26 protein-coding genes, 1 tRNA gene and 1 pseudogene are annotated in these 25,932 nt (G+C 59.0%); 15 read left to right on the forward strand and 13 right to left on the reverse strand.

Translation table 11 applies throughout. The features are described 5' to 3' along the window. Positions 1 to 60 precede the first annotated feature (60 nt). Positions 61 to 813 (forward strand): DUF3750 domain-containing protein, encoded by a 753-nt coding sequence (locus G3A56_RS06640; RefSeq protein ID WP_164056219.1) that lies wholly within the window; start codon positions 61 to 63, stop codon positions 811 to 813. A 5-nt stretch (positions 814 to 818) separates the two neighbouring features. Here G3A56_RS06640 and G3A56_RS06645 read toward each other — a convergent pair whose 3' ends face one another. After that, on the reverse strand, positions 819 to 2,162 hold the full coding sequence (locus G3A56_RS06645; protein ID WP_164056220.1) for a chloride channel protein: 1,344 nt from the start codon (positions 2,160 to 2,162) through the stop codon (positions 819 to 821). Positions 2,163 to 2,299: 137 nt separating this feature from the next. Between G3A56_RS06645 and G3A56_RS06650 the strand changes: the two genes are divergently transcribed. After that, positions 2,300 to 2,572, forward strand: coding sequence for a YlcI/YnfO family protein (locus G3A56_RS06650; protein ID WP_035218459.1), 273 nt, complete (start codon positions 2,300 to 2,302; stop codon positions 2,570 to 2,572). Then, positions 2,569 to 2,868, forward strand: coding sequence for a type II toxin-antitoxin system RelE/ParE family toxin (locus tag G3A56_RS06655; RefSeq protein ID WP_082183892.1), 300 nt, complete (start codon positions 2,569 to 2,571; stop codon positions 2,866 to 2,868). The genes G3A56_RS06650 and G3A56_RS06655 overlap by 4 nt, the downstream gene beginning before the upstream one ends. A gap of 3 nt (positions 2,869 to 2,871) precedes the next feature. On the opposite strand, the gene betA is transcribed toward G3A56_RS06655, so the two are convergent. The 3 genes from betA to betI form a co-directional block, all read right to left on the reverse strand. Continuing rightward, on the reverse strand, positions 2,872 to 4,521 hold the full coding sequence (gene betA / locus G3A56_RS06660; protein WP_082183891.1) for a choline dehydrogenase: 1,650 nt from the start codon (positions 4,519 to 4,521) through the stop codon (positions 2,872 to 2,874). 233 nt (positions 4,522 to 4,754) lie between these two features. Further along, on the reverse strand, positions 4,755 to 6,236 hold the full coding sequence (gene betB, locus G3A56_RS06665) for a betaine-aldehyde dehydrogenase (RefSeq protein ID WP_082183890.1): 1,482 nt from the start codon (positions 6,234 to 6,236) through the stop codon (positions 4,755 to 4,757). Positions 6,237 to 6,248: 12 nt separating this feature from the next. Then, on the reverse strand, positions 6,249 to 6,869 hold the full coding sequence (gene betI, locus G3A56_RS06670; protein WP_082183889.1) for a transcriptional regulator BetI: 621 nt from the start codon (positions 6,867 to 6,869) through the stop codon (positions 6,249 to 6,251). Between the two features lie 221 nt (positions 6,870 to 7,090). On the opposite strand from betI, the gene G3A56_RS06675 reads away from it, so the two are divergent. The 6 genes and pseudogenes from G3A56_RS06675 (at position 7,091) to G3A56_RS06700 (ending at position 11,922) form a co-directional block, all read left to right on the forward strand. Continuing rightward, on the forward strand, positions 7,091 to 7,639 hold the full coding sequence (locus G3A56_RS06675) for an HdeD family acid-resistance protein (RefSeq protein ID WP_035242032.1): 549 nt from the start codon (positions 7,091 to 7,093) through the stop codon (positions 7,637 to 7,639). Positions 7,640 to 7,892: 253 nt separating this feature from the next. Then, positions 7,893 to 8,129, forward strand: coding sequence for a ribbon-helix-helix domain-containing protein (locus G3A56_RS06680; protein WP_082184616.1), 237 nt, complete (start codon positions 7,893 to 7,895; stop codon positions 8,127 to 8,129). A gap of 181 nt (positions 8,130 to 8,310) precedes the next feature. Continuing rightward, positions 8,311 to 10,113 (forward strand): GGDEF domain-containing protein, encoded by a 1,803-nt coding sequence (locus G3A56_RS06685; RefSeq protein WP_082183888.1) that lies wholly within the window; start codon positions 8,311 to 8,313, stop codon positions 10,111 to 10,113. Positions 10,114 to 10,201: 88 nt separating this feature from the next. Further along, entirely contained in the window at positions 10,202 to 11,215 is a 1,014-nt protein-coding gene (locus G3A56_RS06690; RefSeq protein WP_164056221.1) for an NAD(P)H-quinone oxidoreductase, read from the forward strand. A 64-nt stretch (positions 11,216 to 11,279) separates the two neighbouring features. Then, positions 11,280 to 11,560, forward strand: a pseudogene (locus G3A56_RS06695) (toxin-antitoxin system TumE family protein). Further along, positions 11,557 to 11,922: an HVO_A0114 family putative DNA-binding protein gene (locus G3A56_RS06700; protein ID WP_035241759.1), complete on the forward strand. Its 366-nt coding sequence runs from the start codon at positions 11,557 to 11,559 to the stop codon at positions 11,920 to 11,922. Before G3A56_RS06695 ends, G3A56_RS06700 begins: the two are co-directional and overlap by 4 nt. A 406-nt stretch (positions 11,923 to 12,328) precedes the next feature. Here the strand turns inward: G3A56_RS06700 and G3A56_RS06705 are convergent, their stop codons facing one another. From G3A56_RS06705 to G3A56_RS06730, 6 genes are all read right to left on the reverse strand, one after another. Beyond that, entirely contained in the window at positions 12,329 to 13,366 is a 1,038-nt protein-coding gene (locus G3A56_RS06705; RefSeq protein ID WP_082183887.1) for a sulfate/molybdate ABC transporter ATP-binding protein, read from the reverse strand. A gap of 11 nt (positions 13,367 to 13,377) precedes the next feature. Then, positions 13,378 to 14,247, reverse strand: coding sequence for a sulfate ABC transporter permease subunit CysW (gene cysW, locus G3A56_RS06710; RefSeq protein ID WP_082183886.1), 870 nt, complete (start codon positions 14,245 to 14,247; stop codon positions 13,378 to 13,380). Further along, complete coding sequence (cysT, locus tag G3A56_RS06715; protein WP_003509001.1) at positions 14,240 to 15,097, reverse strand: sulfate ABC transporter permease subunit CysT; 858 nt, start codon at positions 15,095 to 15,097, stop codon at positions 14,240 to 14,242. Before cysT ends, cysW begins: the two co-directional genes overlap by 8 nt. A gap of 196 nt (positions 15,098 to 15,293) precedes the next feature. Beyond that, positions 15,294 to 16,319, reverse strand: a complete 1,026-nt coding sequence (locus G3A56_RS06720; RefSeq protein ID WP_082183885.1) for a sulfate ABC transporter substrate-binding protein — start codon at positions 16,317 to 16,319, stop codon at positions 15,294 to 15,296. Between the two features lie 410 nt (positions 16,320 to 16,729). Next, positions 16,730 to 17,170: an RrF2 family transcriptional regulator gene (locus G3A56_RS06725; RefSeq protein ID WP_082183884.1), complete on the reverse strand. Its 441-nt coding sequence runs from the start codon at positions 17,168 to 17,170 to the stop codon at positions 16,730 to 16,732. Positions 17,171 to 17,418: 248 nt separating this feature from the next. Further along, positions 17,419 to 17,736 carry a hypothetical protein gene (locus G3A56_RS06730; protein WP_082183883.1) on the reverse strand — a complete coding sequence of 106 codons (318 nt, stop codon included), beginning with the start codon at positions 17,734 to 17,736 and terminating at the stop codon, positions 17,419 to 17,421. A 417-nt stretch (positions 17,737 to 18,153) separates the two neighbouring features. Between G3A56_RS06730 and G3A56_RS06735 the strand changes: the two genes are divergently transcribed. The 3 genes from G3A56_RS06735 to cysN are packed head-to-tail and all read left to right on the forward strand — an operon-like array spanning position 18,154 to position 21,399. Beyond that, positions 18,154 to 18,936: a phosphoadenylyl-sulfate reductase gene (locus G3A56_RS06735; protein ID WP_164056222.1), complete on the forward strand. Its 783-nt coding sequence runs from the start codon at positions 18,154 to 18,156 to the stop codon at positions 18,934 to 18,936. A 28-nt stretch (positions 18,937 to 18,964) separates the two neighbouring features. Further along, entirely contained in the window at positions 18,965 to 19,918 is a 954-nt protein-coding gene (cysD, locus tag G3A56_RS06740) for a sulfate adenylyltransferase subunit CysD (protein WP_082183882.1), read from the forward strand. Next, positions 19,918 to 21,399 (forward strand): sulfate adenylyltransferase subunit CysN, encoded by a 1,482-nt coding sequence (cysN, locus tag G3A56_RS06745; protein ID WP_164056223.1) that lies wholly within the window; start codon positions 19,918 to 19,920, stop codon positions 21,397 to 21,399. Before cysD ends, cysN begins: the two co-directional genes overlap by 1 nt. An 80-nt stretch (positions 21,400 to 21,479) precedes the next feature. Here the strand turns inward: cysN and G3A56_RS06750 are convergent, their stop codons facing one another. After that, positions 21,480 to 21,767: a hypothetical protein gene (locus G3A56_RS06750; protein WP_082183880.1), complete on the reverse strand. Its 288-nt coding sequence runs from the start codon at positions 21,765 to 21,767 to the stop codon at positions 21,480 to 21,482. A gap of 120 nt (positions 21,768 to 21,887) precedes the next feature. On the opposite strand from G3A56_RS06750, the gene G3A56_RS06755 reads away from it, so the two are divergent. Then, positions 21,888 to 22,109, forward strand: a complete 222-nt coding sequence (locus G3A56_RS06755; protein ID WP_035241752.1) for a hypothetical protein — start codon at positions 21,888 to 21,890, stop codon at positions 22,107 to 22,109. Between the two features lie 242 nt (positions 22,110 to 22,351). Here G3A56_RS06755 and G3A56_RS06760 read toward each other — a convergent pair. Continuing rightward, positions 22,352 to 22,428: transfer RNA gene (locus G3A56_RS06760), tRNA-Pro, on the reverse strand. 264 nt (positions 22,429 to 22,692) lie between these two features. On the opposite strand from G3A56_RS06760, the gene G3A56_RS06765 reads away from it, so the two are divergent. Then, positions 22,693 to 23,115, forward strand: a complete 423-nt coding sequence (locus tag G3A56_RS06765) for a hypothetical protein (RefSeq protein WP_003494303.1) — start codon at positions 22,693 to 22,695, stop codon at positions 23,113 to 23,115. Between the two features lie 388 nt (positions 23,116 to 23,503). Beyond that, on the forward strand, positions 23,504 to 25,237 hold the full coding sequence (gene mqo, locus G3A56_RS06770) for a malate dehydrogenase (quinone) (RefSeq protein ID WP_164056224.1): 1,734 nt from the start codon (positions 23,504 to 23,506) through the stop codon (positions 25,235 to 25,237). Between the two features lie 167 nt (positions 25,238 to 25,404). Here the strand turns inward: mqo and G3A56_RS06775 are convergent, their stop codons facing one another. Further along, positions 25,405 to 25,782: a putative periplasmic lipoprotein gene (locus G3A56_RS06775; RefSeq protein ID WP_035241748.1), complete on the reverse strand. Its 378-nt coding sequence runs from the start codon at positions 25,780 to 25,782 to the stop codon at positions 25,405 to 25,407. Positions 25,783 to 25,932 lie beyond the last annotated feature (150 nt).

A 25,932-nucleotide genomic window follows, 5' to 3' on the forward strand; every position in this document is an offset into this window, starting at 1 on the left:
AAAAATTCTGATTTCATGCCGTTGATAGCGCGATTGATTTTCCGATGCACGGGGCTATCAGTGAAATTTGCAAAACGTCTGCTGCTGGCGATTGCCGTTATCTATCTGCTTCCCGCACTGGCCTCAGCCGGTTTGTGGGCCATGCGGGAGCATCCGCAGGGCTGGCGTGATGCCCGCTGGTCATCTTCCGGCGCCCTTCCGCAAGCCGACGCCGACGGTGAGGCCGCGGTTTATGTGTTCTCCGCCATGACCGGCGGCTTCAAGGGCTCCGTTGCCAGCCACGCCTGGATCGTGCTGAAAAAGCCGGGCGCGACGGCTTATGACCGTTACGACAAGGTGGGCTGGGGCACGCCGATCCGCCGCAACGGCTATGCCGCGGATGCCTTCTGGTATTCCAACACCCCGCGTCAGGTCGTCGCCATCCATGGCGCAGAGGCGGAAAAGCTGATCCCGAAGATCGAAAAGGCGATTGCCGATTACCCCTATGGCAAACCGGGCGGATACCGCATCTATCCCGGCCCGAACTCCAACACCTTCGTCGCCCATGTGCTGCGCAGCGTGCCTGAACTGGGAGTGGTATTGCCGCCCGACGCGGTTGGCCGTGATTATCTGCCGAACGGCGCTTTTTATCATGTCGCCGATGACTGGAAGGATGCGAGCATTTCGCTTGGCGGGTTGTTCGGCATTTCCGCAGGCGCGCGCAGCGGCTTCGAGGTCAATTTCCTCGGTCTGGTTGCGGGTGTGGATTTCAGCCGGCCCGGCGTGAAGATACCGGGGCTGGGTTATTTCGGGGTGGCGGATACCCGCATCTGACGCCATCAGGCATTGGAGGTATGACCTGCCCTTCTTGCGCGGATGACCTGCGCGATGAAAACGCGCGACAGGCCGTGATAGAGCGGCTCGCGGGAAAACAGGCGGGACGTCAGATATCCCAGCATCGAAGCGGCCATGATGGGAATGACCCCCTCATGATTACCGGTCATTTCGAGAATGATGACGAAGGCCGTCATCGGCGCCTGCACGACGCCCGCAAAATATCCCGCCATGCCGACAATGGCGCCGAGGCCGATGCTGGTGCCAAGTAAATTGGCCATGGTGCTGCCAAAGCCCGCGCCCACCGACAGTGACGGCGCGAAAATACCGCCGGGAATACCCGACATCATCGCGAGGAAAGTCGCAGCCAGCTTTTCGATAAAGAAGAAGGTTGGCGCAGCCTGACCCTCGATCGCCGCACGCGCCTGTTCGTAGCCCGTTCCGAAGGTCGCGCCACCCGTTGCAATGCCGATAATAGCGGAGGCAAGACCACAGGCGGCGGCAACCGCAAGCATCCGCTTCAATGGCATGGTCTGCGCAAAGCGGCGGATGCGGGCGGAAAGGCGCAGTGCCCCGGCGCTGAAAAGCGCGCCGAACGCACCGCCGCCGATGCCGCAGATCACCACCAGAAGCCAGTCCTTCACCGTTTCAGCGAGTACCGAACTCGCACCGAAATAGGTATAGCTTCCAACCAGCGCCAGCGAGGCAAGACCCGACAGGATGACGGCGGTGAGGACGAGACCGTTGGCACGGGATTCGTAGGTCTTGCTCATTTCCTCAATGGCGAAAACGATGCCCGCGAGCGGCGTGTTGAAGGCGGCCGCAATGCCCGCCGCCGATCCCGCAAGGATGAGGCCTTTCGCCTGCGCCATGCCGCCCCAGCGCGCGGCCTGCAGCATGATCGAGGCGCCCACCTGAACGGTCGGGCCCTCACGGCCGATGGAAGCACCGGACAAAAGACCAGCGACCGTCAGCACCACCTTGCCGAAGGCGAGTTTCAGCGACAGAAGCCGCGAGCGATCCGCATCGTCTCGCAGGTGCCGCGCAGCGATGGCCTGCGGGATGCCGCTGCCGCCTGCATTGGGAAAAACCGTCAATGCCAGCCAGGCGCAAAGCGTGAAGCCGAGCGGCGTTATGACGAGCGGCAACAGGAACGACCATTCGCCGGAAGAGGTGGCGGTGAAGAAAAGATGCTGGGCGCGATCCGCCGCCCATGCGAACCCGACGCTGATGATGCCTACCGCAAGCGCGCCAAACCAGAATACGGCTCTTGGCTTCCACACCCGCCACGATCCCCAGACAACACGGGAACGGCGAAGCATCTTCAGCTTTTTGTAGTCGGCGGGCATGGCGGTCCAGATCAGTCTTTGGTAGGCGGGATGCCCGTTTATCGGCCTCCCGGGCACTGATTGCAAGTTTTGCATTTGACTTTGCGCGGTTCGTGATCGAAGCTTCGCATCGCAATTGCAACGCACGGAGAACCAATATGAAAACGGCGACGATCCCTTCGTTGCGGGTGACCGCGGATTTTCGCGAAGCTGCTGAAAGCGTGCTGAAGGAAGGCGAGACACTGTCCTCCTTCGTTGAAGAGTCCGTGCGCAGGCAGGTGGAAATCCGCAAATCGCAGGCGGAGTTCATTGCACGTGGGCTCGCGTCACTCGAAGACGCTGAGCGCACCGGCGTTTATTATACGACCGACGATGTTCTTTCGATGATGCAACGAAAGCTTGATGCTGCGAAAGCCGCGAAGCGAAAATGACATATGAGCTTCGCTATACCGAAGAAGCACTGGCGGATTTTGATCGCATCTATGACTTTCTGATCGCCTACGACATCGATGTGGCTGAGAAAGCGATCCGCGCCATAAGAGCAGGACTGGAGATTCTCGGTGAGTTTCCCTTCAGTTGCCGCAAAGCATCTGCGGAAAACAGCCTGATTCGCGAACTCCTCGTACCGTTCGGGTCATCCGGCTATATCGTGCTGTTCCGCATCGACGGCCCGGAAACAGTCACCATCGCCGCCGTCCGCCACCAGCGCGAAGACGACTATCATTGATCCTTACCGGTCGCTGACGGCCGCGCGCGGGTTTACCCACGGCTCCTGATTGGAGCGCGGCAAAGGGGCTTTCCCGAGAATATGATCCGCCGCCTTTTCGCCGGTCATGATCGACGGGCCGTTGAGGTTGCCATAGGTCACATGCGGGAAGATCGAGCTGTCGGCGACCCTTAATCCCTCCACGCCGATCACACGGCATTCGGGATCGACCACCGCCATCGGGTCGTTGCGATCACCCATCCGGCAGGTGCCGCAGGGGTGATAGGCACTTTCCAGATGCTCTCGCAAAAAGGCGTCGATCTGCTCGTCCGTCTCCACCTTTTCGCCCGGCTGGATTTCCGGTCCGCGAAAATCGTCGAAAGCTTTCTGGCTGAAGATTTCTCGCGTCAGGCGCACGCAATGACGGAATTTTTCCCAGTCTTCCGGATGGCTCATATAGTTGAAGCGGATGACCGGGTCGTCATGCGGATCGGCGGAACGCAGGGTGACATTGCCGCGCGATTTCGACAGGTTGTAGCCCACATGCACCTGAAAACCATGGCTTTTCGCGGCGGCCTTGCCGTCATAGGAAATGGCGACGGGCAGGAAATGATACTGGATGTCAGGCTGTTTCAGACCGGCTGCAGAGCGCAGGAAGGCGCAGGCCTCGAACTGGTTGGAGGCCCCTAACCCGCCCTTCGACAGCAGCCATTGCGCGCCCGCCACGCCCTGCCAGAACCACGGCAACCAGGAATAAAGCGAGACCGGCTTGGTGGAGACCTGCTGGAAATAAAACTCCATATGGTCCTGAAGGTTTGCGCCCACGCCCGGACGATCCACCTTCACCTCGATGCCCATTTCCGCCAGATGGGCAGCAGGCCCGATGCCCGAAAGCATCAGCAGTTTCGGGGAATTGAAGGAAGATGCGGAGACGATCACCTCGCGATTGGCCGTGATGGCTTCCACGACACCCTTTCGCTCGATCTCCACCCCCACGGCGCAGCCATTCTCGATGACGACCTTGCGGGCAAAACCACTCACCAGCGTGACATTGCCGCGCTTCAGCGCCGGCCGGAGATAGGCATTGGCGGCGGACCAGCGGCGGCCGTGATGGATGGTCTGCTCCATGAGGCCGAAACCCTCCTGCTTGGAGCCGTTATAGTCGTCGGTGAGTTCAAAGCCTGCCTGTGCGCCGGCCTGAATGAAGGCATGGAACAGCGGATTGTTGACCGGTCCGCGCTGAACGTGCAGCGGCCCATCCGTGCCGCGCCAACCCTCTTCACCGCCATGGCTATGTTCCATGCGCTTGAAGTAAGGCAGCACATCCGCATAGGCCCAGCCCTGCGCGCCAAGCTCCTCCCAGCGATTGAAATCCTCCGCATGGCCGCGCACATAAACGAGACCATTGATGGACGACGAGCCGCCGATGACTTTTCCGCGCGGCGCTGTAATTCTGCGGTTGTCGAGGTTCGGTTCGGGTTCGGAGAGATAACCCCAGTTGTAGCGCTTCATGCTCATCGGCCAGGCGAGTGCTGCCGGCATCTGGATGAAGGGGCCGAAGTCCGAACCACCCGCCTCGATGACGATCACCGAATAGCGGCCGTCTTCCGACAGGCGATAGGCGATGGCGGAGCCTGCGGAACCGGAACCGACGATGACGTAATCTGCGTGCATGATTTGCTCTCTCCGATGAGCGTTGGTTCCGATTGGTTGTGGCGGGCGGGGCTTCACCCCCCTCTGTCCTGCCGGACATCTCCCCCTCAAGGGGGGAGATCAGCAAGACGCTGTTTCGTCATTTCATTCTCGAACGTTGAGATTGGCGAGACCGTGCCTCAGGTCGATCTCCCCCCTTGAGGGGGAGATGTCCGGCAGGACAGAGGGGGGTAAGCCCCGCCCGCCAAACCGAATTAATAAGGCGCGTCCACTTTCCCCGTGCTCACATACACCGTCTTCAACTCGCTATAGTGCTCCAGCGCGGCGGCCGAATTCTCCCGCCCGAAACCAGATTGCTTCGACCCGCCAAAGGGGATTTCCACCGGGCAGAGATTGTAGGTGTTGATCCACAGCGTGCCCGCCTCGAGTTGGTCAACCACGCGATGGGCGCGGGCGAGATCGGCGGTGAAGACGCCGCCGGCGAGGCCGAATTCCGTGGCGTTGGCGCGAGCGAGAACCTCGTCCTCATCGTCGAAATCCAGAACGCACATGACCGGGCCGAAGATTTCTTCGCGGGCGATGGTCATACCATCCGTCACATCGGCGAACACGGTCGGCTGTACGTAAGCGCCCTCGCCCGAGACGTTGTTGGGAATGCCGCCGCCGGTGACGAGCGTTGCTCCCTCCGCCTTGCCCTTCTCGATATAGGAAAGGACCTTCTCCTGCTGCGCTTTCGAGACCAGCGGGCCGAGATGGGTGGCGTAATCCAAGGGATCGCCGAGGATCATCGCTTCGGTGCGGCGTTTCAGATTTTCGAGGAAGCGGTCTTTCGCCTTTTTCTGCACGAAGACACGCGTGCCGTTGGAGCAGACCTGGCCGGAGGAATAAAAGTTGCCGAGCATGGCCCCGCCGACGGCGCTTTCGATATCGGCATCATCGAACACGATCAGCGGCGACTTGCCGCCGAGTTCCATCGTCACGTGTTTGAGATGCCCGGCAGCGGCAGCGGCCACCTTGCGGCCGGTCGGGACCGAGCCGGTAAGCGAAACCTTGGCCACATCCGGGTGATTGACCAGCAGCGGGCCGGTGTCGCGATCGCCCTGAATGACGTTGAACAGGCCCTTCGGCAGACCGGCTTCGATCAGGATTTCGGCAATCTTTAGCGCGCCGAGCGGGGTGTTTTCCGAGGGTTTGAAGACCATGGCGTTGCCGGCAACGAGCGCGGGTGCCGCCTTCCAGCAGGCGATCTGCTGCGGATAGTTCCACGCACCGATACCGACGCAGACGCCGAGCGGCACACGCTTGGTATAGGCGAAATCGCCGCCGAGCGGGATATAATCGCCGTTCAGCGCGGAAGGCGCGATACCGCCGAAAAACTCGAAGGCATCTGCGCCGGAGGTCGGATCGGCGACGATGGTTTCCTGAATTGGCTTGCCGGTATCCAGCGTCTCCAGCGTCGAAAGCGCGTCGTTGCGCTCGCGCATGATATCGGCGGCGCGTTTGAGGATGCGGCCGCGCGCCATGGGGCTCATCGCCGCCCATTCCTTCTGGGCGCGTTTGGCCGAGGCGATGGCGCGCTCGACAATGGCCGGCGTTGCCGCATGCAGTCGTGCAATCACCTCGCCGGTTGCCGGAAAGATGCTTTCGATCACCGTGCCGGTATTGTCTTCGACATAGTCCCCGTCGATGAAATGCGAGGCTTTGGGCTGCGCCTTAAGCGGCGTCGCGATGGTCATGTCGAATACTCCTTAGAGAACACAGATGGACGGCTTCGGGCGCTGTCCATCGGGAAAAGATTTGAGCTGCATGTCGAAATAATCCTCGACAAGCGCCGGCGCTGAAGCGAGACCGAGGGGCGCCGAACGCAGGCTGTGCCTGATATAAAGCCCGTCGATAAGGGCCGCCGCCCCTTCCGCAATGCGCGCGGCATCATCGGGCGGGCAAAGCCGGTTGAGGCTTGCCATGAGATTGGACCGCAGACGGCGCGAATAGAGCACGAGCAGGCGGCGCGTTTCCTCGGAACGCTGCGCCTCGACATAAAAGGCAAGCCATGCCGACACTGTCTCGGGCGTGAACTGGTCGCTCTGAAAGGACACGTGGACGATGGCGCTCAGCCTTGCACGCGGGCCATTGGCGCGGGTCAGCGCCGCCACCGCATCACGCCTCAAGTCGCGCAGCAGGCTGCGGATGGTTTCCAGAAGGAGCTGCTGTTTGCTGCCGAAATAGTGATGCGCAAGGGCCGCCGACACACCGGCTTCCCTCGCGATATCCGACATCGTCACATTCAGCGAACCATGGTGGCCTATGGTGCGCAGTGCCGCATCCACAAGCGCCTTCCGGCGCAAAGGCTCCATTCCGATCTTGGGCATAAGGGTCTCCTTGATGGCGGGCAAAATATTCTTGATTGATCAATCAATCAATAAAAAATGCGCCATTTCATGTCGCGGATGTGCTGCCGGGCGGAAAGACTGAAGCGCAGACGGTTTTGCCGCTGCATGCGCCTCATGATCTGGATCAAATCTTCGGCATTCTCGTTGCGCTATGCTGCAATCGTGATAGCTTTACCCCGACCATTCATGGAGACAGCGAGATGACACACAGTCTCAATGCGCCTGGATTTTCACCCCTCAGAGCAAAGTGGGGTTGGTTTCTGGCCCTTGGCCTCGTTCTTCTGGCCTTTGGGGTCATTGCGCTCGGCAATCTTCTCGTCGCCACCGTTGCCTCCGTATTTTACGTCGGCGTCATGATGCTGATGGGCGGCATTTTGCAGCTTTTCCATGCCTTTCAGGTAAAGGGCTGGGAAAGCGTGCTGTTCTGGACGCTGAGCGGCCTGCTTTATGCCATTGCCGGCGTCATCGCCTTCCAGAACCCTGATCTGACGGCGGCGGTGCTGACATTATTGATGGCGGTTTCGCTGGTTATCGCCGGCATCTTCCGCCTTGTCGTCGGCTTCAGGCTGAAACCGGCAACCGGCTGGGGCTGGGTTGCCGTGGCGGGTGCAGTGACCGCACTGGCGGGTCTGGTGATTGCCGCCGGCTGGCCGGTGAACAGCCTCTGGGTGCTTGGCCTGTTTCTGGCGATTGACCTTATCATGCAGGGCTTTGCGATGATCGCGCTCGCCATGGCAATGCGTACATAAGGGTGTTTGTGGCGCGCCTGCCGCCTCATATCGGGTAGACGAGGAACAGGGAAAAACTAAACCCCTATATACTGCAAATTGGGTATGGAACGCGTTTCGTGGTAAGATAGACAATGATACCAATTTCGCTGGAAGCGGCGTCCAGACGAAAACCTCAAAAAACGACCGCCCGCAAAAGATTGCCATCGCCCCGTCCGCACGGCGGACATCTATCGGGTTGCCTATGGCGGTCATTGAAAAAGGGAGTGATATCATGCCAATGGTGACAGTATCGATTTCCCCGGAACAGGCAGCAAGAATGCGCGAGGCCGTTAATTGCGGCGCTTATGCATCCGGCAGCGAGGTCGTCAGGGCCGCGCTGAGACTATGGGCGGCCTCCGCCGAACACGGTGTCGGCTCCACCCCCGCAGAACCTGTCGAGTCGGACCGCGAACGCATGAATGTTGCGGAACTTTACGCTGCTCACACCGGCCACGTCCGCCGGGCATAGGGCCCGGCGCAACGCCCTCTTTAGATATAGAGGGCCCGTTATAAAACGTTCACAAAAGCTTCACAGTCGTGAAAGCTTTTGTTGACCTGTCATCTGCAATTGTTGCCGCAAAAGAGACGCGTCCCGTATGGGCATTCCATGCGCATGCCACGATTGGGACGGGCAATAGCGGAGAACAGAAATGCAGGCCGTCACAGTGGAAAACGATGTCATAAGACGGTTTGCCTCCGGGCAGATGTTTCCGATGGCGAAGCTTGTTCTTGAGACCGCGTTTCAGCCCATTGTCGAGGCAACGACAGGCACGATCTTCGGTTATGAATCGCTGATGCGCGGCCATGATCGGCTTGGCTTTTCCAATCCGCTGGCGCTTCTTGACCAGGCGGCAGCAGACGGCGAGTTGAAGGCCTTCGAGCAGATGCTGGCAAGCCGGGCGCTGGCAAAATTTTCCACCCTGCCCGACTTTTCCTCCACCACCCTGTTTCTCAATCTGGATGTGCGGCTGATCCCGCATGGAGACGCCATTCTCGACAAGCTCGTCGGCCATCTGGCGCGGGCGGGCATTCCGGCCTCTTCCATCTGCTTTGAACTTTCCGAACGTTTCGACAATACCAGCGTGCCGGAATTCACGTCGCTGATTGCGCGGATGCGCAAGGAAGGCTTCAAGCTAGCAATCGACGATTTCGGTGCCGGCCACGGCGAGATGAAGCTGCTCTGCGACTTCCCGCTGGATTACCTGAAGATCGACCGGCATTTCATCAGCGGTGTCGACCACCTTCCCCGCAAGCAGCATCTCGTGCGCAACATCGTCAACATCGCCCATGTTCTCGGCGTTCGCGTCATTGCGGAAGGCATCGAAACGGAAGCGGAATTTCTGACCTGCCGCGAATATGGCGTCGATCTCGTGCAGGGCTGGCTGATCGCCAAGCCGACGGTGTTCATCAGCGAGTTGCCTGAGAGCTTTCCCCATCTCAACCGTCTCGGCGTGGCGCGGCGCAGCAGCCAGTCGCTGGACGAAATTCTGATCCGCCGCGAAATAGAGCGTCTTCCCACCGTGTTTGAGCATGACAGCGTCGACAGCGTCTTCGAACTGTTCCGCAGAAACCCGCAGCAGGCTTTTTTCCCGGTCCTCAACGCCAATGGCGAACCGCGCGGCGTCATCAACGAATATCACCTCAAGGAATATATCTACCGGCCTTTCGGACGCGATCTGCTCAAGAACAAGATCTACGAGCGCACCATTTCCCACTTCGTCGACCCCGCGCCGATTGTGGGTCTGGATGCGGATGCCGACCAGTTGATGAACATGTTCGCCAGCATGGGTGGCAGCGCCTGCATCATCCTGACCGAGAACATGCGTTACGCCGGCATCGTCTCGGCAGCGTCGCTCATCAAGGTCATCAATGAAAAACAGCTAAAGATGGCGCAGGACCAGAACCCGCTGACCGCGCTGCCCGGCAACCGCGCAATCGGCGGCTTCATCGTCGACAGCTGCAGCGATGGCGACGAGACCCGTTTCTTCTGTTACTGCGACTTCGACAATTTCAAACCTTTCAACGACAAATATGGCTTCAACGCCGGCGACCACGCCATCACCCTGTTCTCGGCCCTGATGCGCCGGTATTTCTTCGCCGGTGACTGCTTTCTCGGCCATATCGGCGGCGATGACTTCTTCATCGGTGTGCGCGACTGGTCGATGGAGGAACTGACGGAAATCCTCGAACGGTTGCTCAGCGATTTTCATGACGACGTCGCCGAACTCTATTCCGACGAAGACCGTGCAGCCGGATGCATGAAGGGCCAGGACCGCCACGGCAACGAGCGTGACTTCGCCCTGCTGCGCTGCTCGATCGGCGTCCTCACGCTGCCGAAAGGGCTGATCATCGCCAATCCCGAGCGTATCGGCGGCGAGATCGCCTGCATCAAGGCGGCCGCAAAGGAAAATGACGGCGGCCTCGTCATCCGGGTATTCGGCGAGACAAAATGACACTCGTGACAAAGGGACTTCTTCCCTAAACGGCGCATCTGACCTACATCTTCAGGCGACGCCGACAAGTGAGGAGTTGCCCCTGGCCATGCCCGACACCATGACCCTGCCCGAAAAAATGCGCTTCATCGACCTTCCCTCCCATGGCGGACCGGAGGTGATGCAGCTTTCGCAAGCGCCTTTGCCGAAACCCGCCAAAGGCGAGATATTGGTGAAGGTCGAGGCAGCGGGGGTCAACCGCCCCGATGTCGCGCAGAGGCAGGGAACCTATCCGCCGCCGAAGGATGCGAGCCCGATCCTCGGCCTCGAAATTGCCGGAGAGGTGGTGGCGCTCGGTGAAGGCGTCAGTGAATTCAAGCCGGGCGATAAGGTCTGCGCGCTCGCCAATGGCGGCGGCTACGCCGAATATTGCACCGTGCCGGCCGGACAGGCCCTGCCCTTCCCCAGGGGCTACGACGCCGTCAAGGCTGCCGCATTGCCGGAGACCTTCTTTACCGTCTGGGCCAACCTGTTCCAGATGGCAGGCCTCACCGAAGGGGAAACCGTGCTCATCCACGGCGGCACCAGCGGCATCGGCACAACGGCCATACAGCTTGCCAAAGCCTTCGGCGCGGATGTCTACGCCACCGCAGGCTCAGCGGAGAAATGCGAAGCCTGCGTCAAGCTCGGCGCCAGACGCGCCATCAACTACCGCGAGGAAGACTTCGCCGCCGTCATCAAGGCCGAGACCGATGGCAAGGGCGTCGATGTCGTTCTCGACATGATTGGTGCGGCCTATTTCGAAAAGAACCTTGCCGCACTCGCCAAGGATGGCTGCCTTTCCATCATCGCCTTTCTGGGTGGCGCCACCGCCGAGAAGGTCAATCTCACGCCGATCATGGTCAAGCGCCTCACCGTCACCGGCTCCACCATGCGCCCCCGCACCGCCGACGAGAAACGCGCCATCCGTGACGACCTCGTCGAGCAGGTCTGGCCGCTCATCGAAAGCGGCAAGGTTGCACCGGTTATCAACCGGGTCTTCACGCTGGACGAAGTGGCGGAGGCCCACCGGCTGATGGAAAGCAGCAATCATATCGGCAAGATCGTGATGCGGGTGTCCTGACGGCAAGAAGCGAACAGCGTTGTTTTCGTTGACAACATCCATGGGCGTTGTCATGAATAACAACATGAAGGCCGTACTGCTCGAAAAGACCCGCAGAGTGATCAATGAAACGGCCTTCTTCGAGGTTGTCCTGTGGCATCTGCCGGAGCCAGTTCCTGGAAGCGTCCACTCTTTCAAATACCGGCTGGCGCTTGTGATCGAGGGGGAATGCGTTCTGCGTTATGACAATGAGCGCGGGAAAGGTGATCATCGCCATATGGCGGGGCATGAGGACGCAATTGAGTTCACGACGCTTGAAGCCTCTTCGATGCTTTTCAGGCTGATATGAAAAGGATTTTGACATGACCGCTCTCACCGTACGTCTCAGCTCAATCGACGACATTAAAGACCGGTTTGTCACCGCCGGAAATCTGGCGATGTCCGGAAAGCCGGTGGCGGCAAAACCGTCGGTCGCATTTTCAAGCTATGAGGATTTGCACCGCATTCTCGCACCGCTGCGTCTTGCCATCGTCAGGGCTCTCGCGGGACAGGGGGCGCTTTCGATCCGCGAGGTAGCGCGCCGTGTGGGACGGGATGTGCAGGCCGTTCATCGCGATGTGACGACGCTGCTCCACGCGGGCATCATCGACAGGAATGAGGGCGGCATCGAGTTTCCCTACGACAGCATCCATTTCGAATTCGACGTGAGTGCCGGAGAAGCGGCGTAATCCGCCTGGCAATACCTCGAACGAACCCCTCTTGCATTAACCGCGAATCGTACTACCTTCTAGTTATGTTCAACGTATCGGAAGGAGGTGATCCAATGTCTAATGAGATTTCGGTCTCTGGTGCAGGCAATGGAAAGGGTGGGTTTTCGACGGGGCAGCCCTCGGCGTAAAAACCTCTTGCCTTCGGAACGTTGAGAAACAGTCCCGGGTCTGTAAACAGGACCAAGCTCATGGAAGGGTCGCCTCTGGCGGCCCTTTCCCGTTTCCGGGCATATCAGCGCATTCACCAGCTTCCCTCATCTCTGTGCTTGTCACAGAGATTCAGCCAGACCAAGTCCTTGGGCTGACTGAATACCGGCAAGGCCGGTGTGTGACGAGGACATTGCGGACGCCGACCCGCCGCCCGTTATTTGCGGAAAATCTTCCACCGTGTCGGCCGGAAGCGCAGTTCGGCACCCACTGCGACGGCGGCGTTGAGCGGCACCTCGATTTCAAGGTGATAGGGCTCGTGGCCATTATTGGCGATGTCGATTTCCGCGATGCGCGTGCCGGCGAGGCGACGACAGGTGGTGACCTTGCCGTAAAGCGCGTCCTTCTCCGCCGTCAGCGCCACATCTTCCGGACGGAAGAAAAGCACGCCCTCGCCATCGCCGCTCTCATCGATACCGATGCTTTCCCCCTGAAACAGCACATGGCGTTCACGGATCGTTACCGGCAGGCTTGAGGATTCGCCGATGAAGGAGAAGACGAAGGGGGAATTGGGCGTGTCGTAGACGTCATCCGCCGTGCCGACCTGCTCGATCCTGCCCTGGCTCATGACGACGACACGGTCGGCCAGCTCCAACGCTTCTTCCTGATCGTGCGTAACGAAGACGGTGGTGTGGCCGGTGCGGTCGTGGAATTCGCGCAGCCAGCGGCGCAGCTCCTTGCGCACCTTGGCGTCGAGCGCGCCGAAAGGCTCATCGAGAAGCAGCACCTTCGGCTCGATAGCGACCGCGCGGGCAAGCGCCACGCGCTGGCGCTGGCCGCCGGAAAGCTGCGTGGGATAGCGCTTTTCGAGACCGGAGAGATGCACCATGTCGAGAAGCTCGGATACCCGTCTGCGGATTTCGGCCTTTGGCGGACGCTTGGCGGAGGGACGCACCTTGAGGCCGAAGGCGATGTTTTCCGCCACCGTCATGTGGCGGAATAGCGCGTAATGCTGAAAGACAAAACCGACATTGCGTTCCTGCACCGTGCGGTGCGAGGCATCCTCATCGCCAAAGAAAATGTGGCCTTCGGTCGGCTGCTCCAGGCCGGCGATGAGGCGCAGCAGCGTCGTCTTGCCGGAGCCGGAGGGACCGAGCAGCGCGATCAGCTCACCGGAACGAATGTCGAGCGACACGTCGTTCAGCGCCGGAAAGCGATCGAACTGCTTGGTGATGCCGGAAACTTTCACTTCCATGAATATGCCTTTCAATGCTTGCCGGCTGCGTTGCCCGCGCCAAAGCGTATTTCGAGAATGGTTTTGAGAACGAGCGTCACGAGCGCCAGACCGGCCAGCAGCGTCGCCACCGCAAAGGCAGCACCGATATTGTACTCATTATAGAGTATCTCGACATGCAGCGGCATGGTGTTGGTCTCGCCGCGAATATGGCCAGACACCACCGAGACCGCGCCGAACTCACCCATGGCGCGGGCGTTGCAGAGCAGCACCCCATAGAGCAGGCCCCATTTGATATTCGGCAGCGTGACATACCAGAAGGTCTGCCAGCCCGAAGCACCAAGCGAAATCGCCGCCTCCTCGTCGCCATTGCCCTGATCCTGCATCAGCGGGATCAATTCTCGCGCCACGAAAGGAAAGGTCACGAAGATGGTGGCAAGCACGATGCCGGGAACGGCGAAGAGGATTTCGATGCCGTAACCCTTCAGCCATGGCCCGAGCACGCTGTGCGAGGAGAACAGGATGACATAGACCAGACCGGATATGACCGGCGAGATCGAGAACGGCAGGTCGATCAGCGTTATCAGAAACGCCTTGCCCTTGAATTCGAACTTCGCGATTGCCCAGGCGGCGGCAACCCCGAAAATGAGGTTGAGCGGCACCGAAATGGCGGCGACAAGCAGCGTCAGACGGATGGCGGAGAGCGCGTCGGGTTCGACGATCGCCTCCCAGAAGGCGTCGGCGCCTTTCCGGAAGGCTTCGAAAAACACCGATACCAGCGGCAGCACCAGGAAGGCCGCAAGAAAAAGGAAGGCGACGGCGATCAGCGCCAGCCGGGCTGGCAGGCTCTCGCTGGCGGGATCACGGAAGGGCCGGGCAGACGTGCGGGAAGCGTCAGACATAACCGTACCTCTTGCGGCTCCAGGCCTGAATGAGATTGATGAGGAACAGCATGGCGAAGGAGATGATCAGCATGATGGTGGCAATGCCGGTCGCGGCCGCATAGTTGAACTCCTCCAGCCGGATGACGATGAGGAGCGGCGCGATTTCCGAGACGTAGGGAATATTGCCGGCGATGAAGATGACCGAGCCGTATTCGCCGACGCCGCGTGCGAAGGCGAGCGCGAAACCCGTGAGAATGGCGGGCGTCAGGCTCGGCAGCAGGACGCGGGTGATGGTCTGGAAACGGTTGGCGCCAAGCGTCGCCGCCACCTCTTCCACCTGCCGGTCAATCTCTTCCATGACCGGCTGCACGGTGCGGACCACGAATGGCAGGCCGATGAAGATCAGCGCAATGACGATGCCGGTCGGCGTGAACGCGATCTTGATGCCGAAAGGTTCGAACAGCGAGCCGACCCAGCCGCGATTGGCATAAAGCGTGGTGAGCGCGATGCCGGCGACCGCCGTTGGCAGGGCGAAGGGCAAATCCACGATGGCATCAACGAAGCGGCGGCCGGGAAAACGATATCGCGTCAGAACCCAGGCGACGATGACGCCGAAAACCGCATTGACCAACGCGGCGAGAAATGCCGTGCCGAAACTGACACGCAGCGCATTCAGCGTGCGGCTGTCGGTGGCGATCGCAATGAAATCTGAAAAACCCAGTTTCGCCGTGGACCAGATGAGGCCGCCCAGCGGAATAAGAATGATGAGAAACAGATAGGTTACCGTGTAACCAAGCGTCAGGCCGAAGCCGGGTATTACGCTCGACTGACGCCACTTCCACCTGTTTCCGGATGTATTATTGCTCATCAAGGCTCCGGATAATCTTTAGTTTAACGCATTTCCAGACAGAAAACCGGGGTCCAGTTTTCCTGGAAATGCTCTCTGGGAGCCGGTGTTCCCCGGCCTTGTTATAAAGGATCGACCGGCATGGTGTCCGGTCGATCGAGCTGCTGTTATTCTGCTTCCCTTTCGGGCGGGCAATCTCTTTCAGCCCATCATCCGCTTACTTGGCGGGCTTGTAAATCTGGTCGAAGATGCCGCCATCACCGAAATGTTCAGGCTGCGCCTTGGCCCAACCGCCAAACTGCGGATCGTCGATGGTGACAAGCTTGATATCGGGCAGCTGCTTGAGCAGATCCTTGTTGACCACAGCCGGGTTCGACGGACGATAGAAGTGCTTCGCCGCGATATTCTGGCCTTCGTCGGAATAGAGATATTGCAGATAGGCTTCCGCCACCTTGCGGGTGCCCTTGGCGTCGACATTGGCGTCAACCACGGCGACCGGCGGTTCGGCAAGGATCGAGATCGGCGGAACGACGATATCGAAGGCGTCAGCGCCGAATTCCTGGCCGGCGAGATAGGCCTCGTTTTCCCAGGCCAGCAGCACGTCACCGATCTGGCGCTGTGCGAAGGTGACCGTGGAGCCGCGGGCGCCAGTATCGAGAACCGGGGCGCGCTTGTAGAGTTCGCCGACATAGGCCTTGATCTTGTCCTTGTCGCCCTTGAACTCTTCATTGGCCCAGGCCCAGGCGGCAAGGTAGTTCCAGCGTGCGCCGCCCGAGGTCTTCGGGTTCGGCGTGACGATCTGGATGTCACCCTTCACCAGATCGCCCCAATTATGGATGCCCTTGGGGTTGCCCTTACGGACCAGGAACACGATGGTGGAGGTGTAAGGCGAGGAATTATGCGGCAGGCGGGAGCGCCAGTCCTTGTTGATCTTGCCAGAATTTTCGACAATGGCGTCGATATCGCTCTGCAGCGCCAGCGTCACCACATCCGCTTCCAGACCGTCGATGACAGAACGCGCCTGCTTGCCGGAGCCGCCATGCGACTGCTGGATGGTCACATCCTCACCCGTGTCAGCCTTCCACTTCTTGGCGAAGGCCTCGTTGAAATCCTTGTAGAGTTCGCGGGTCGGATCGTAGGACACATTGAGAAGCTTGGTCTGTGCAACCGCCGAACCAACGCCCCCCAATGTCAGGGACAGGCCGAGAGCGACAGCGCTCAAACCGGACAGAAACTTGGACATCGGTATTCCCTCCTGATTGCGATGGCTTAACTCTACCGGTTGAGTAGAGTTGGTCAATGAGGCTGAATACGATCGAAAAAGTGTTTCCCGAGAGCGTTTCCCCGGGCAACAAATACAGCGCAGCATAAGCGAAAGGCGCAACAAGCGTCGTGTAAAACTTTGCTGAATGCAAAAGCATTTCACATTTTTGACGATTTTTTACGCTGACGGCGAAAAATATTATGGGGTTTTAGACGATTTTTTCGTCGGGCAGTGCGAGGGGATGGGAGAGACGATCAGCACAGGGCTGTCCGTTCAGCGGGCTCAAGCTCAGGGTAGACACGGCGCACCCTGTCCCTCCCCTCATTCCTGTGCTTGTCACAGGAATGAGGGGAGGGAACAGCTGGCGCAGGCCAAATGCCGCCGAGCGGTCAGGCCGTCAAAAGCTCCGGCACGTCGACACCGGCGACGGCATCGGCGATGGTGGTGTTGAAAAGGATGTTGCGGGTGGCGTCGGCCACACGTGCAAACACGTGGCGTATCTCGCATTGCTTTTCGCCATCGCAATCCTCGCAGCGGCGATAGGCGGTCTGCGACAGGCACGGCAAGGGGGCGAGCGGCCCGTCGATGAGGCGCAGCACCTCGCCGAAGGTGATATCCGAGGCCGGACGCGCCAGGAGATAACCGCCCTGCTTGCCGCGTCGGCTTTCGACGATACGTTCCTTCTTCATTTCGAGAAGGATCTGCTCCAGAAACTTTTTCGGAATGGCCTGCTCACGGGCAATGTCGGAAATCTGCACAGGACAGGCGCCGTCGGCCTTGGCCAGCGAAAGGAGCGCCCTCAGCGCATATTTTGCCTTCTGCGAAATCATTGTAAAACCAGTAGACCACAAGCCCGGAAACCCGGCAATTCCGGCTAAAGAAGTTTTCATATTTACAGTTAAAGCGAAAACGACTTGCCTATTTGTTCAAATCTTTTTCGCCATGAACCTTTAGCTGGCGTGCTCGAACACGCAAGCCAAGTTTTTCGATAAAATCGCCGGCGTTGAATTGCTGTGGCATAAATCAGTCGCAAAATCGGATTTGCGACCGACTTTTATGACAGCCCGGTACGCCGGACTTACGCTTCTGCGTAGCGTCGTAGACCCATACCGACGAATACCATGAGCATTAACAGTCCGAACGCGATGAGCAAAATAAAACGGAAAATATTTGTGATGAGAGAAATCTTCACCTGCGAAAGCTGACTTGTTGGAACTCCTTGGGGTTTCGTTGCGAGAACCCCAAGATAGCTGACCAAAGACACACCAAAAAGCACCGAAATATAATAATCCATCCAATCTGGTACCCTCACAAAACCGAAGTTAAAAGCAAAGGCGTGACTAGCCGGAATAAATAGTGCGGCGATTGCCCATAATGATATTTTAAAATTTTTCATTACTTACATCCCCGTGATTAATACACCTATATTATAGTAACACTAAAAGTATAAATAAATATTAATTCACTATATCCATATATATATTACATATCTTTATTATAAAAATAGGATTGTCTCCTCACCAATACGAAACATAACGGCTGATCCGGTCGCTCAGCGCTACATCGCCTCGATCTCGCTGATCATTAGCCTGCAGGGTCTCAGCTCGGGTAATACGAGCTCAAAATTTTCTTGAGCCGCGAATATACGTCGTTATCACTTCCGATCGCACCACGGTGCATATCCAAGCGGCAAAGAAGGTGAACGGGCATCTTTTGCTCATACCACGCGCGCGAGAGGCATTTTTGCTCTTAAGCGCAGCGCACAAAGACTGTCATTTCTGTTCCAGAGGCCGGATTTCAACAATAATCGGCCATGGAAATCCCGGACGTGACAATGACGATCAATTCAGCAAATGCCTCTGCCGATACCACTTCCCTCGATGCCACGCTTGCCGGGCTCGATCTGGCGGGGCGGCTTTCGTTTATCGCAGGCCTCGGCGGACGCGCGGTTTTCACCACCAGCCTCGGCATCGAGGATCAGGTCATTACGGCAGCCATCGGCACTCACCGCCTGCCGATCGATGTGGTGACACTCGAAACCGGCCGCCTGTTCAAGGAAACCGTCGATCTCATCGATGAAACCGAGGAGCGTTTCGGCATTGAAATCCGCCGCTTCCGGCCCGAGCAGGACGATATCGACGCCTATGCCGGAAAATATGGGCTCAACGGTTTTTACGAGAGTGTTGAAGCCCGTCACGCCTGCTGTCATGTCAGAAAGCTGATCCCGCTTGGCAAGGCGCTGGACGGCGCCTCCTTCTGGATCACCGGCCTTCGTCGCGGCCAGTCGGGCAATCGCGCCACGACGCCTTTCGCCGAATTCGATGCCGAGCGAAATCTTATCAAGATCAATCCCCTGGCTGACTGGGATATCGATCTCATCCGGGCGCATGTCGCCCAGGAGAACATCCCCGTCAATCCGTTGCACCAGCGCGGTTACCCCTCCATCGGCTGCGAGCCGTGTACGCGCGCCATCAAGCCCGGCGAGCCTGAGCGCGCCGGACGATGGTGGTGGGAAAACGACGAGAAGCGCGAATGCGGTCTTCATGTCGCCGGTGCGGAGCAGACATCCGCCGTTTCCGCCATCCCGCAACGATAATCATTCAGACCATCTCCCGGAGTTCACAATGTCCAACGCAGTCCACGAGACGGACAGCAAGAATACTGTCGCATCCAAGCCGCCGCTCGATCCCCATCTGAAGGCGCTTGAAAACGAAGCTATTCACATCTTCCGCGAAGTCGCCGCCGAATTCGACAACCCTGTCATGCTCTATTCCATCGGCAAGGATAGCTCCGTGCTGCTGCACTTGGCGCGCAAGGCCTTCTTCCCCGGCCGCATCCCCTTCCCGCTGCTGCACGTCAATACGGGCTGGAAATTCAAGGAAATGATCGAATTCCGCGACAATATCGTCAAGGAATATGATCTCGACCTGATTTCCCATACCAATCCGCGCGGTGCGAGCGAAAACGTGACGCCCTTCTCTCATGGTTCGGCGCTTTACACCGACATCATGAAGACAGAAGCGCTGCGTCAGGCGCTGGATGCCGGCCAGTTCGACGCGGCCTTTGGCGGCGCGCGGCGTGACGAGGAAGCGAGCCGCGCCAAGGAGCGCATCTATTCCTTCCGCACGCCCGACCACAAATGGGACCCGCGCAACCAACGCCCGGAACTGTGGAACATCTATAACGGCATGGTCCGCAAGGGCGAAAGCGTGCGCGCCTTCCCGCTCTCCAACTGGACGGAAGTCGACATCTGGCGTTACATTGAGGCGGAAAACATTCCGCTGGTACCGCTCTATTACGCTGCCGAGCGTCCTTACATCGAGCGCGACGGCATGATGATCCTTGCTGAAGACGAGCGTCTGGAACTGCTGCCCGGCGAAGAGATCAAGCATGGCTCGATCCGCTTCCGCACCCTCGGCTGCTTCCCGCTGACGGGCGCGATCCGCTCCGAGGCGGCGACGCTTCAGGAAGTGATCGCTGAACTCGAAATCGCCACCGTTTCCGAACGGCAGGGTCGCGCGATTGACCGTGACCAGTCCGGCTCGATGGAGAAGAAGAAGCGCGAGGGGTATTTCTGATGAGTGCCGCTGCGACCCCCAACGCCTCTTCCGCCACCATTCTGCCCTTTGCCGAGCATTCGAAGGCGGCGCGCGACACGCGGCCGCTGCGTCTCATCACCTGCGGCAGCGTGGATGACGGTAAGTCGACCCTGATTGGCCGTCTTCTCTGGGACACCAAGGCCGTCAAGGAAGACCAGGCCGCAACCCTGCACCGCGATAGCGGCAAGCAGAACGATCTCGGCCTGCCCGATTTCGCGCTGCTGCTCGACGGTCTTCAGGCGGAGCGCGAACAGGGCATCACCATCGATGTCGCCTATCGTTATTTCGCCACCGATCGGCGCGCCTTCATCGTGGCCGACACGCCCGGCCATGAGCAATATACCCGCAACATGGCGACCGGCGCTTCCACCGCCGATCTCGCCGTGCTGCTCGTCGATGCGCGCACCGGCATTCTGGAACAGACACGCCGCCACGCCACCATTGCCGCGCTGATGGGCATCCGGCAATTCGTGCTGGCCGTCAACAAGATCGACCTGACGAATTACGACAAGGCCGGTTTTGAGCTGATCGCCCACGAGTTCCGTGATTTCGCCTCCGATCTCGGTATCAAGCAGATTACCGCCATTCCCATGTCGGCGCTGAAGGGTGAAAACGTCGTGCTCTCAGGCAAGGCCTCCATGCCCTGGTATGAAGGCCCGACGCTTGTCGAAACGCTGGAGCTTGCCACCGTTCGCTCCGCGCAGTCCGGCGGCTTCCGTCTGCCGGTGCAGCGCGTATCGCGACCCGGTGAGAGCTTCCGCGGTTATCAGGGCACGGTTGCCGGCGGTTCGGTGAAGCCGGGCGACAGCGTCGTCATCCTGCCTTCCGGCATGGTCGCGAACGTCAAGCAGATCGTCACTTTCGATCTGGTGCGTAACGCCGCCGTGGCTGGTGATGCGGTCACGCTCGTCCTTGATCGTCAGGTGGACGTGTCGCGCGGCGACATGATCGTCTCCATCGAGGCACAGCCGCAGACGGGCCTTGCCTTCGACGCCCAGATCGTGGCCTTGCAGCCGGGCGGCATCGAGGCAGGCAAGCGCTACTGGCTGAAAAGCGGCAGCCGCCGCCAGCGCGTCAGCGTGCAGCCGGTGAGCCAGCTCAACCTCAAGGAAGGCGAATGGCAGGCGCACGAGACGTCGCTCTCCATGAACGCCATCGGCAAGGTGCGGCTCTCCTTTGACGAGACGGCGATCTTCGATGCCTATGAGCAGAACCGGGCAACCGGCTCCTTCATCCTGATCGACCCTGATACCAACAACACGGTTGCGGGCGGCATGATCACCGGCAAGCGCAGCGTTGGCGCGACCGAGGAACAGGGCGACCGGGTCATCCTGTCCCTGCCCGCGCATCTGGCTGAGAAGCTTCTGGCAAGCGAACTGCTGGCCAAACACCGCGACGAAATCGACATCCGCCGCACGGATGGCGCAACGGCCTCACGGCTGATCGGCGATCTGGACTGACGGACGTTCCGATACGAACAGAAAAGGCGACCGCGATGCGGTCGCCTTTTTTCGTTTGCGGGCCGTTGTGTAGGCGCCGCTTAAAACACGAACATATAAAGCAGAATGATCACCACAACCGGAACGCCCATAGCCCACAGCGCAATACCCTTTAGCATGTTATCCTCCATTGTCGTTGTGAATGGATAACGGGTGAGGCGCGGTTGCGTTCCCTGCGGCTGCACTGAGAATGGCTTCTTTACAGTCGATACCGGCAAACTCATCAGATTTCCGAACGCAAGCTGAGCCGGGAAGATGGCGAACGCGGTGGCACCGCTTCGCACTGGCGTCGCAGCCTGCGTGGTGCCCGGATAGTCCAGCCACGGCAATTGACAGGGAAACCCGTGGAACCGCGTTCAGGCCCGGTTAATGGTCGACAGCTCACTCTCCCAGCAATGGAACTGCGTACTCAAGCGCACGTTAGAGTCCGTCATTGGGAGATGAAGATCATGAAAATTCTGACTGCAGCGATCTGCCTGGTTTCGGTGGGCATCCTGAGCGGCTGTGTCGACGATCGAGGATACCGGAGCGGCGGATATTATACGACCGGCGTTTATTACCGCAGCTATGACCGCGACCGCCACTATCGTGACTATGACCGTCGCGACTGGCGCGACCGAAGGGATTGGCGCGACCGTCGAGACTGGCGTGGTGATTACCGCTATCGCTAATGGCGATAGACCGCACTTACGTTGAGGCTATTACTTTTGTCCGAAGCTGTTGTCCGCGTTTTTTTCATTCTCGCGCTGGCGGGAATGAGTAGCTGACTGCCCGTGCAGTCGTTAAAGCTCTGAGTTGCGGGCGCGTGTGCGCGAATGCATTCTAAACGGTCCGGTTTCGGTAGAAGACTTCGAAGGATTTTCAGTAACTATCGGGATTGGCTGCAAGCCCTCGGGAAATATTGGGCTTAAGCTGGTCGGAGTGAGAGGATTCGAACCTCCGACCCCCACGTCCCGAACGTGGTGCGCTACCAGACTGCGCTACACTCCGTGACCAGCGGCGCTTCTATAGACCAGCCTCCGGCATTCGACAAGCGGCATATTGCATTTTTTATGACAAGTTCTCCCGGCGTGGCGAAGGGCGACCAAGAGGTGCCCTCGGCACGGGCCTGGATGGCCGAAAACGTTACAAAAAAGCAATTGTGGCAGGAAATTTTCGTCAGGCAGCACGCCTCCCCTGCCCGTCGCCGTCAAATCTGCTAGGGGAACGGAATGACCGGCGGGAAGCCGGACACGGCACAAAGGACATTTCACCATGCTATTTCGCAGCGTAACGCTCGCAGCGTTTGCCATTGCGCTCTCCGCCTGCACGACCTCCACGGGCGGCTCCGCCCCTTCCTTCACCCAGAAGAGCCCCGTTGAAACGCGGTGGGTAGGCCAGTCGGCAGGTATTTTCTTCGCAAAATTCGGCCCGCCGCTGAGCGACACGGAGACCGGCAGCTCGACCGTCTATAACTGGCGCGGCGGCTACAAGAAGGCCACCATTCCGGCCAAGTTCGAAGAAGGCAAGGACGGCAAGAAGGGTCGCCAGATCTCGCCTGCCCGCACCGCCTCGCTCTCCTGCACGGTGCAGCTTGTCGTTTCCAGCGACTATACGATCACCTCGGTGCGCACGGTCTCCGACCGCCCCGGCGTCAACGGTCCGAGCTACTGCGCGGAATTCCTCGCCGCAAACTGAGCTTTTCGGCAAGCAAATGGAACAGCAAGGCCCGCCCACACCGGCGGGCCTTTCACTTTTTGGGGACTATTGTCATTTTCCTGAAAAAAATTTGCCTGCCACGGCCCAGCCCTTCCGCTGTAGCTCCGCAAACGGCGGCTCGCTGGCCTTTCCGCGGCATCTTGCACGCAGGACGTTTTCAACCGTTTGAAAGCCGCGCCTAATCTTCGTAATCCTAAAAAATGACAATTCGCAAGGCGGCGAAAATCGCGTTTGCGACCTTATGTCCCGGTAAAAACCCCGCAAAAACGCTTGAACTGGAGTGAATGAGTCCGGGTTGTGCCGGTTTACGCTTTGCTGTAACGGGGCGAATGGGAGGAATGTTTTTAACACAAAACAAGAATCAGGTATGGCCGTGACTCCCATTGATCAAGACAAATCCCAGCTCACTGATCTTTCCAAGGAAACCTCCCTTTCCAACGCATTTCCCATGAACCGCCGACAGGTTCTGGGCGGCGCGCTCGCCGGCATCGCCGCAGCCGCGCTGCCGGTTACACCGCTTCTCGCCAACACGGCCGCCAAGAAGGTCGATGTGCTTCTCATCGGCGGCGGCATCATGAGCGCGACGCTTGGCGTGTGGCTGCGCGAACTCGAGCCCACCTGGTCGATGCAGATGCTGGAGCGTCTGGATGGCGTGGCGCTTGAAAGCTCCAACGGCTGGAACAATGCCGGCACCGGCCACTCGGCGCTTGCCGAACTCAACTACACACCGGAAGACGACAACGGCAACATCAAGATCAGCCAGGCCGTCAACATCAACGAATCCTTCCAGATTTCCCGGCAGTTCTGGGCATGGCAGGTGCGCAACGGCGTTTTGAAGAACCCACGTTCCTTCATCAACCACACGCCGCATATGAGCTTCGTCTGGGGTGATGAAAACGTCGCCTATCTGGAAAAGCGCTACGAGGCGCTGAAGGCCAGCCCGCTTTTCGCCGGCATGGAATATTCCACTGATCCCGAGCAGATCAAGAAGTGGGTGCCGCTGATGATGGAAGGCCGCGATCCTTCCCAGAAGATCGGCGCGACATGGTCGCCGCTCGGCACCGACATGGAATTCGGCGAAATCACCCGGCAGTTCGTATCGCATCTGCAGGGTGACCAGAACTTCGACCTGCAGGTCAACAGCGAGGTTTCCGATATCCAGCGCAATGCAGATGGCAGCTGGCGCGTGACCTACACCAACACGAAGACCGATGCCGAGCAGGTGGTGGATGCGAAATTCGTCTTCATCGGCGCCGGTGGCGGCGCGCTGCACCTCTTGCAGATGTCCGGCATTCCGGAAGGTGATGATTATGCCGGTTTCCCGGTGGGCGGCTCCTTCCTCATCAATGAAAACCCTGATGTGACGATGCAGCATCTGGCCAAGGCCTATGGCAAGGCCTCGGTCGGCTCGCCGCCCATGTCGGTTCCGCATCTCGATACCCGCGTGCTTGGCGGCAAGCGCGTCATCCTGTTCGGGCCTTTTGCCACCTTCTCGACCAAGTTCCTGAAGGAAGGTTCCTATTTCGACCTCGTCTCCTCCGTCACGACAAGCAATGCCTGGCCGATGGTGCGCGTCGGCATCGATGAATATCCGCTGGTGGAATATCTCGCCGGCCAGTTGATGATGTCGGACGACGACCGCTTTGCCGCGCTGAAGGAATATTTCCCGAATGCCAAGCAGGGCGAATGGCGTCTGTGGCAGGCTGGCCAGCGCGTGCAGATCATCAAGCGCGACGCGGAAAAGGGTGGCGTACTGCGGCTCGGCACCGAGGTCGTCGCCGCAAAGGACGGCAGCATTGCCGGCCTGCTCGGCGCTTCGCCAGGCGCTTCCACGGCCGCTCCGATCATGCTCAGCGTTCTGGAAAAGGTCTTCAAGGACAAGGTGGCGACACCGGAATGGCAGGCCAAGATCCGCCAGATCGTGCCGAGCTACGGCACCAAGCTGAATGACGACCCGGAAAAAGTGCAGCAGGAATGGGCCTACACCGCCGAACACCTGCAGCTGCCCACCCCGCCGCAGATCGACCTTGAGGCGCTGAAGGGCGCCGGTGCGGCCCCTGCGGGCGCGCCGGTGAAGAAGGTGCCGGATATCGCGCTTTAAGGCTTGGCTGCGATTTAGGATTCGACGCCGCGTGTCTCTGGATGCGCGGCGTCTTTGCTGTCTTTCGCTGAGCCCCCGAACTTCTCCTGAAGTTTCCTTGCATGGTCTCCAGCACAGGAGTGAAGATGGGCGGCGCGGAAGACGAGCTTTGCGCCGCGCAATCGCAATCAGGACTTCATGTTCAGCAACTCAGGAAAATTATAGTAACGCAACCGCTTGTCACGGCAGCGGTAGTCATTCTTTGAGGCGTCCACGCTCACATTCTGGTACAAGGCTATGCCAATATACGACCAATTGGGATTGGAACGTTCTGCTGTCCGCGTGCAAAAAGCGTAAATCTGCTTTGCGGGATCGAGCAACACTACGCTCGAAATCTCGGCTTTCGTGAAATCCCCAGGTTTAATGGTTCCGCGCAGGACGGCCACATAGTCCCGTTTAATCGATCTGGTAGGAGGACGCTGCGAATCCAAAACAGATTGTGGTGCCGGTGTCTGGCAGCCAGCCAGCGTCATCACTGCTGCACAGAATAGTAAAGTCGTCTTCATTCAATTAGATCCCCAAAAGGCAAGGCACAGGACGCACACTATATCCTACGAAAATTGCGATAATATTCGCAACGCACAGGTATCCACAGCCGATAGTATCAAGGTCACTGTTCGATAGTCCGGGCAATAACCATTTATCAATGAGGTTGC

This window comes from Rhizobium oryzihabitans (genome assembly GCF_010669145.1).
Taxonomy (GTDB): Bacteria; Pseudomonadota; Alphaproteobacteria; order Rhizobiales; family Rhizobiaceae; genus Agrobacterium; species Agrobacterium oryzihabitans.

Coding starts and splice junctions, on each gene's coding strand:
- G3A56_RS06705 (WP_082183887.1), bottom strand. CDS start 13,366: ATGGAAGTGAAAGTTTCCGGCATCACCAAGCAGTTCGATCGCTTTCCG.
- cysT (WP_003509001.1), bottom strand. CDS start 15,097: ATGAGCAATAATACATCCGGAAACAGGTGGAAGTGGCGTCAGTCGAGC.
- G3A56_RS06730 (WP_082183883.1), bottom strand. CDS start 17,736: ATGAAAAATTTTAAAATATCATTATGGGCAATCGCCGCACTATTTATT.
- G3A56_RS06690 (WP_164056221.1), top strand. CDS start 10,202: ATGCCCGACACCATGACCCTGCCCGAAAAAATGCGCTTCATCGACCTT.
- betA (WP_082183891.1), bottom strand. CDS start 4,521: ATGCACGCAGATTACGTCATCGTCGGTTCCGGTTCCGCAGGCTCCGCC.
- G3A56_RS06775 (WP_035241748.1), bottom strand. CDS start 25,782: ATGAAGACGACTTTACTATTCTGTGCAGCAGTGATGACGCTGGCTGGC.
- G3A56_RS06685 (WP_082183888.1), top strand. CDS start 8,311: ATGCAGGCCGTCACAGTGGAAAACGATGTCATAAGACGGTTTGCCTCC.
- betI (WP_082183889.1), bottom strand. CDS start 6,869: ATGCCCAAGATCGGAATGGAGCCTTTGCGCCGGAAGGCGCTTGTGGAT.
- mqo (WP_164056224.1), top strand. CDS start 23,504: ATGGCCGTGACTCCCATTGATCAAGACAAATCCCAGCTCACTGATCTT.
- cysN (WP_164056223.1), top strand. CDS start 19,918: ATGAGTGCCGCTGCGACCCCCAACGCCTCTTCCGCCACCATTCTGCCC.
- G3A56_RS06700 (WP_035241759.1), top strand. CDS start 11,557: ATGACCGCTCTCACCGTACGTCTCAGCTCAATCGACGACATTAAAGAC.
- betB (WP_082183890.1), bottom strand. CDS start 6,236: ATGACCATCGCGACGCCGCTTAAGGCGCAGCCCAAAGCCTCGCATTTC.
- G3A56_RS06650 (WP_035218459.1), top strand. CDS start 2,300: ATGAAAACGGCGACGATCCCTTCGTTGCGGGTGACCGCGGATTTTCGC.
- G3A56_RS06735 (WP_164056222.1), top strand. CDS start 18,154: ATGGAAATCCCGGACGTGACAATGACGATCAATTCAGCAAATGCCTCT.
- G3A56_RS06680 (WP_082184616.1), top strand. CDS start 7,893: ATGCCAATGGTGACAGTATCGATTTCCCCGGAACAGGCAGCAAGAATG.
- cysD (WP_082183882.1), top strand. CDS start 18,965: ATGTCCAACGCAGTCCACGAGACGGACAGCAAGAATACTGTCGCATCC.
- cysW (WP_082183886.1), bottom strand. CDS start 14,247: ATGTCTGACGCTTCCCGCACGTCTGCCCGGCCCTTCCGTGATCCCGCC.
- G3A56_RS06725 (WP_082183884.1), bottom strand. CDS start 17,170: ATGATTTCGCAGAAGGCAAAATATGCGCTGAGGGCGCTCCTTTCGCTG.
- G3A56_RS06720 (WP_082183885.1), bottom strand. CDS start 16,319: ATGTCCAAGTTTCTGTCCGGTTTGAGCGCTGTCGCTCTCGGCCTGTCC.
- G3A56_RS06675 (WP_035242032.1), top strand. CDS start 7,091: ATGACACACAGTCTCAATGCGCCTGGATTTTCACCCCTCAGAGCAAAG.
- G3A56_RS06765 (WP_003494303.1), top strand. CDS start 22,693: ATGCTATTTCGCAGCGTAACGCTCGCAGCGTTTGCCATTGCGCTCTCC.
- G3A56_RS06755 (WP_035241752.1), top strand. CDS start 21,888: ATGAAAATTCTGACTGCAGCGATCTGCCTGGTTTCGGTGGGCATCCTG.
- G3A56_RS06655 (WP_082183892.1), top strand. CDS start 2,569: ATGACATATGAGCTTCGCTATACCGAAGAAGCACTGGCGGATTTTGAT.
- G3A56_RS06645 (WP_164056220.1), bottom strand. CDS start 2,162: ATGCCCGCCGACTACAAAAAGCTGAAGATGCTTCGCCGTTCCCGTGTT.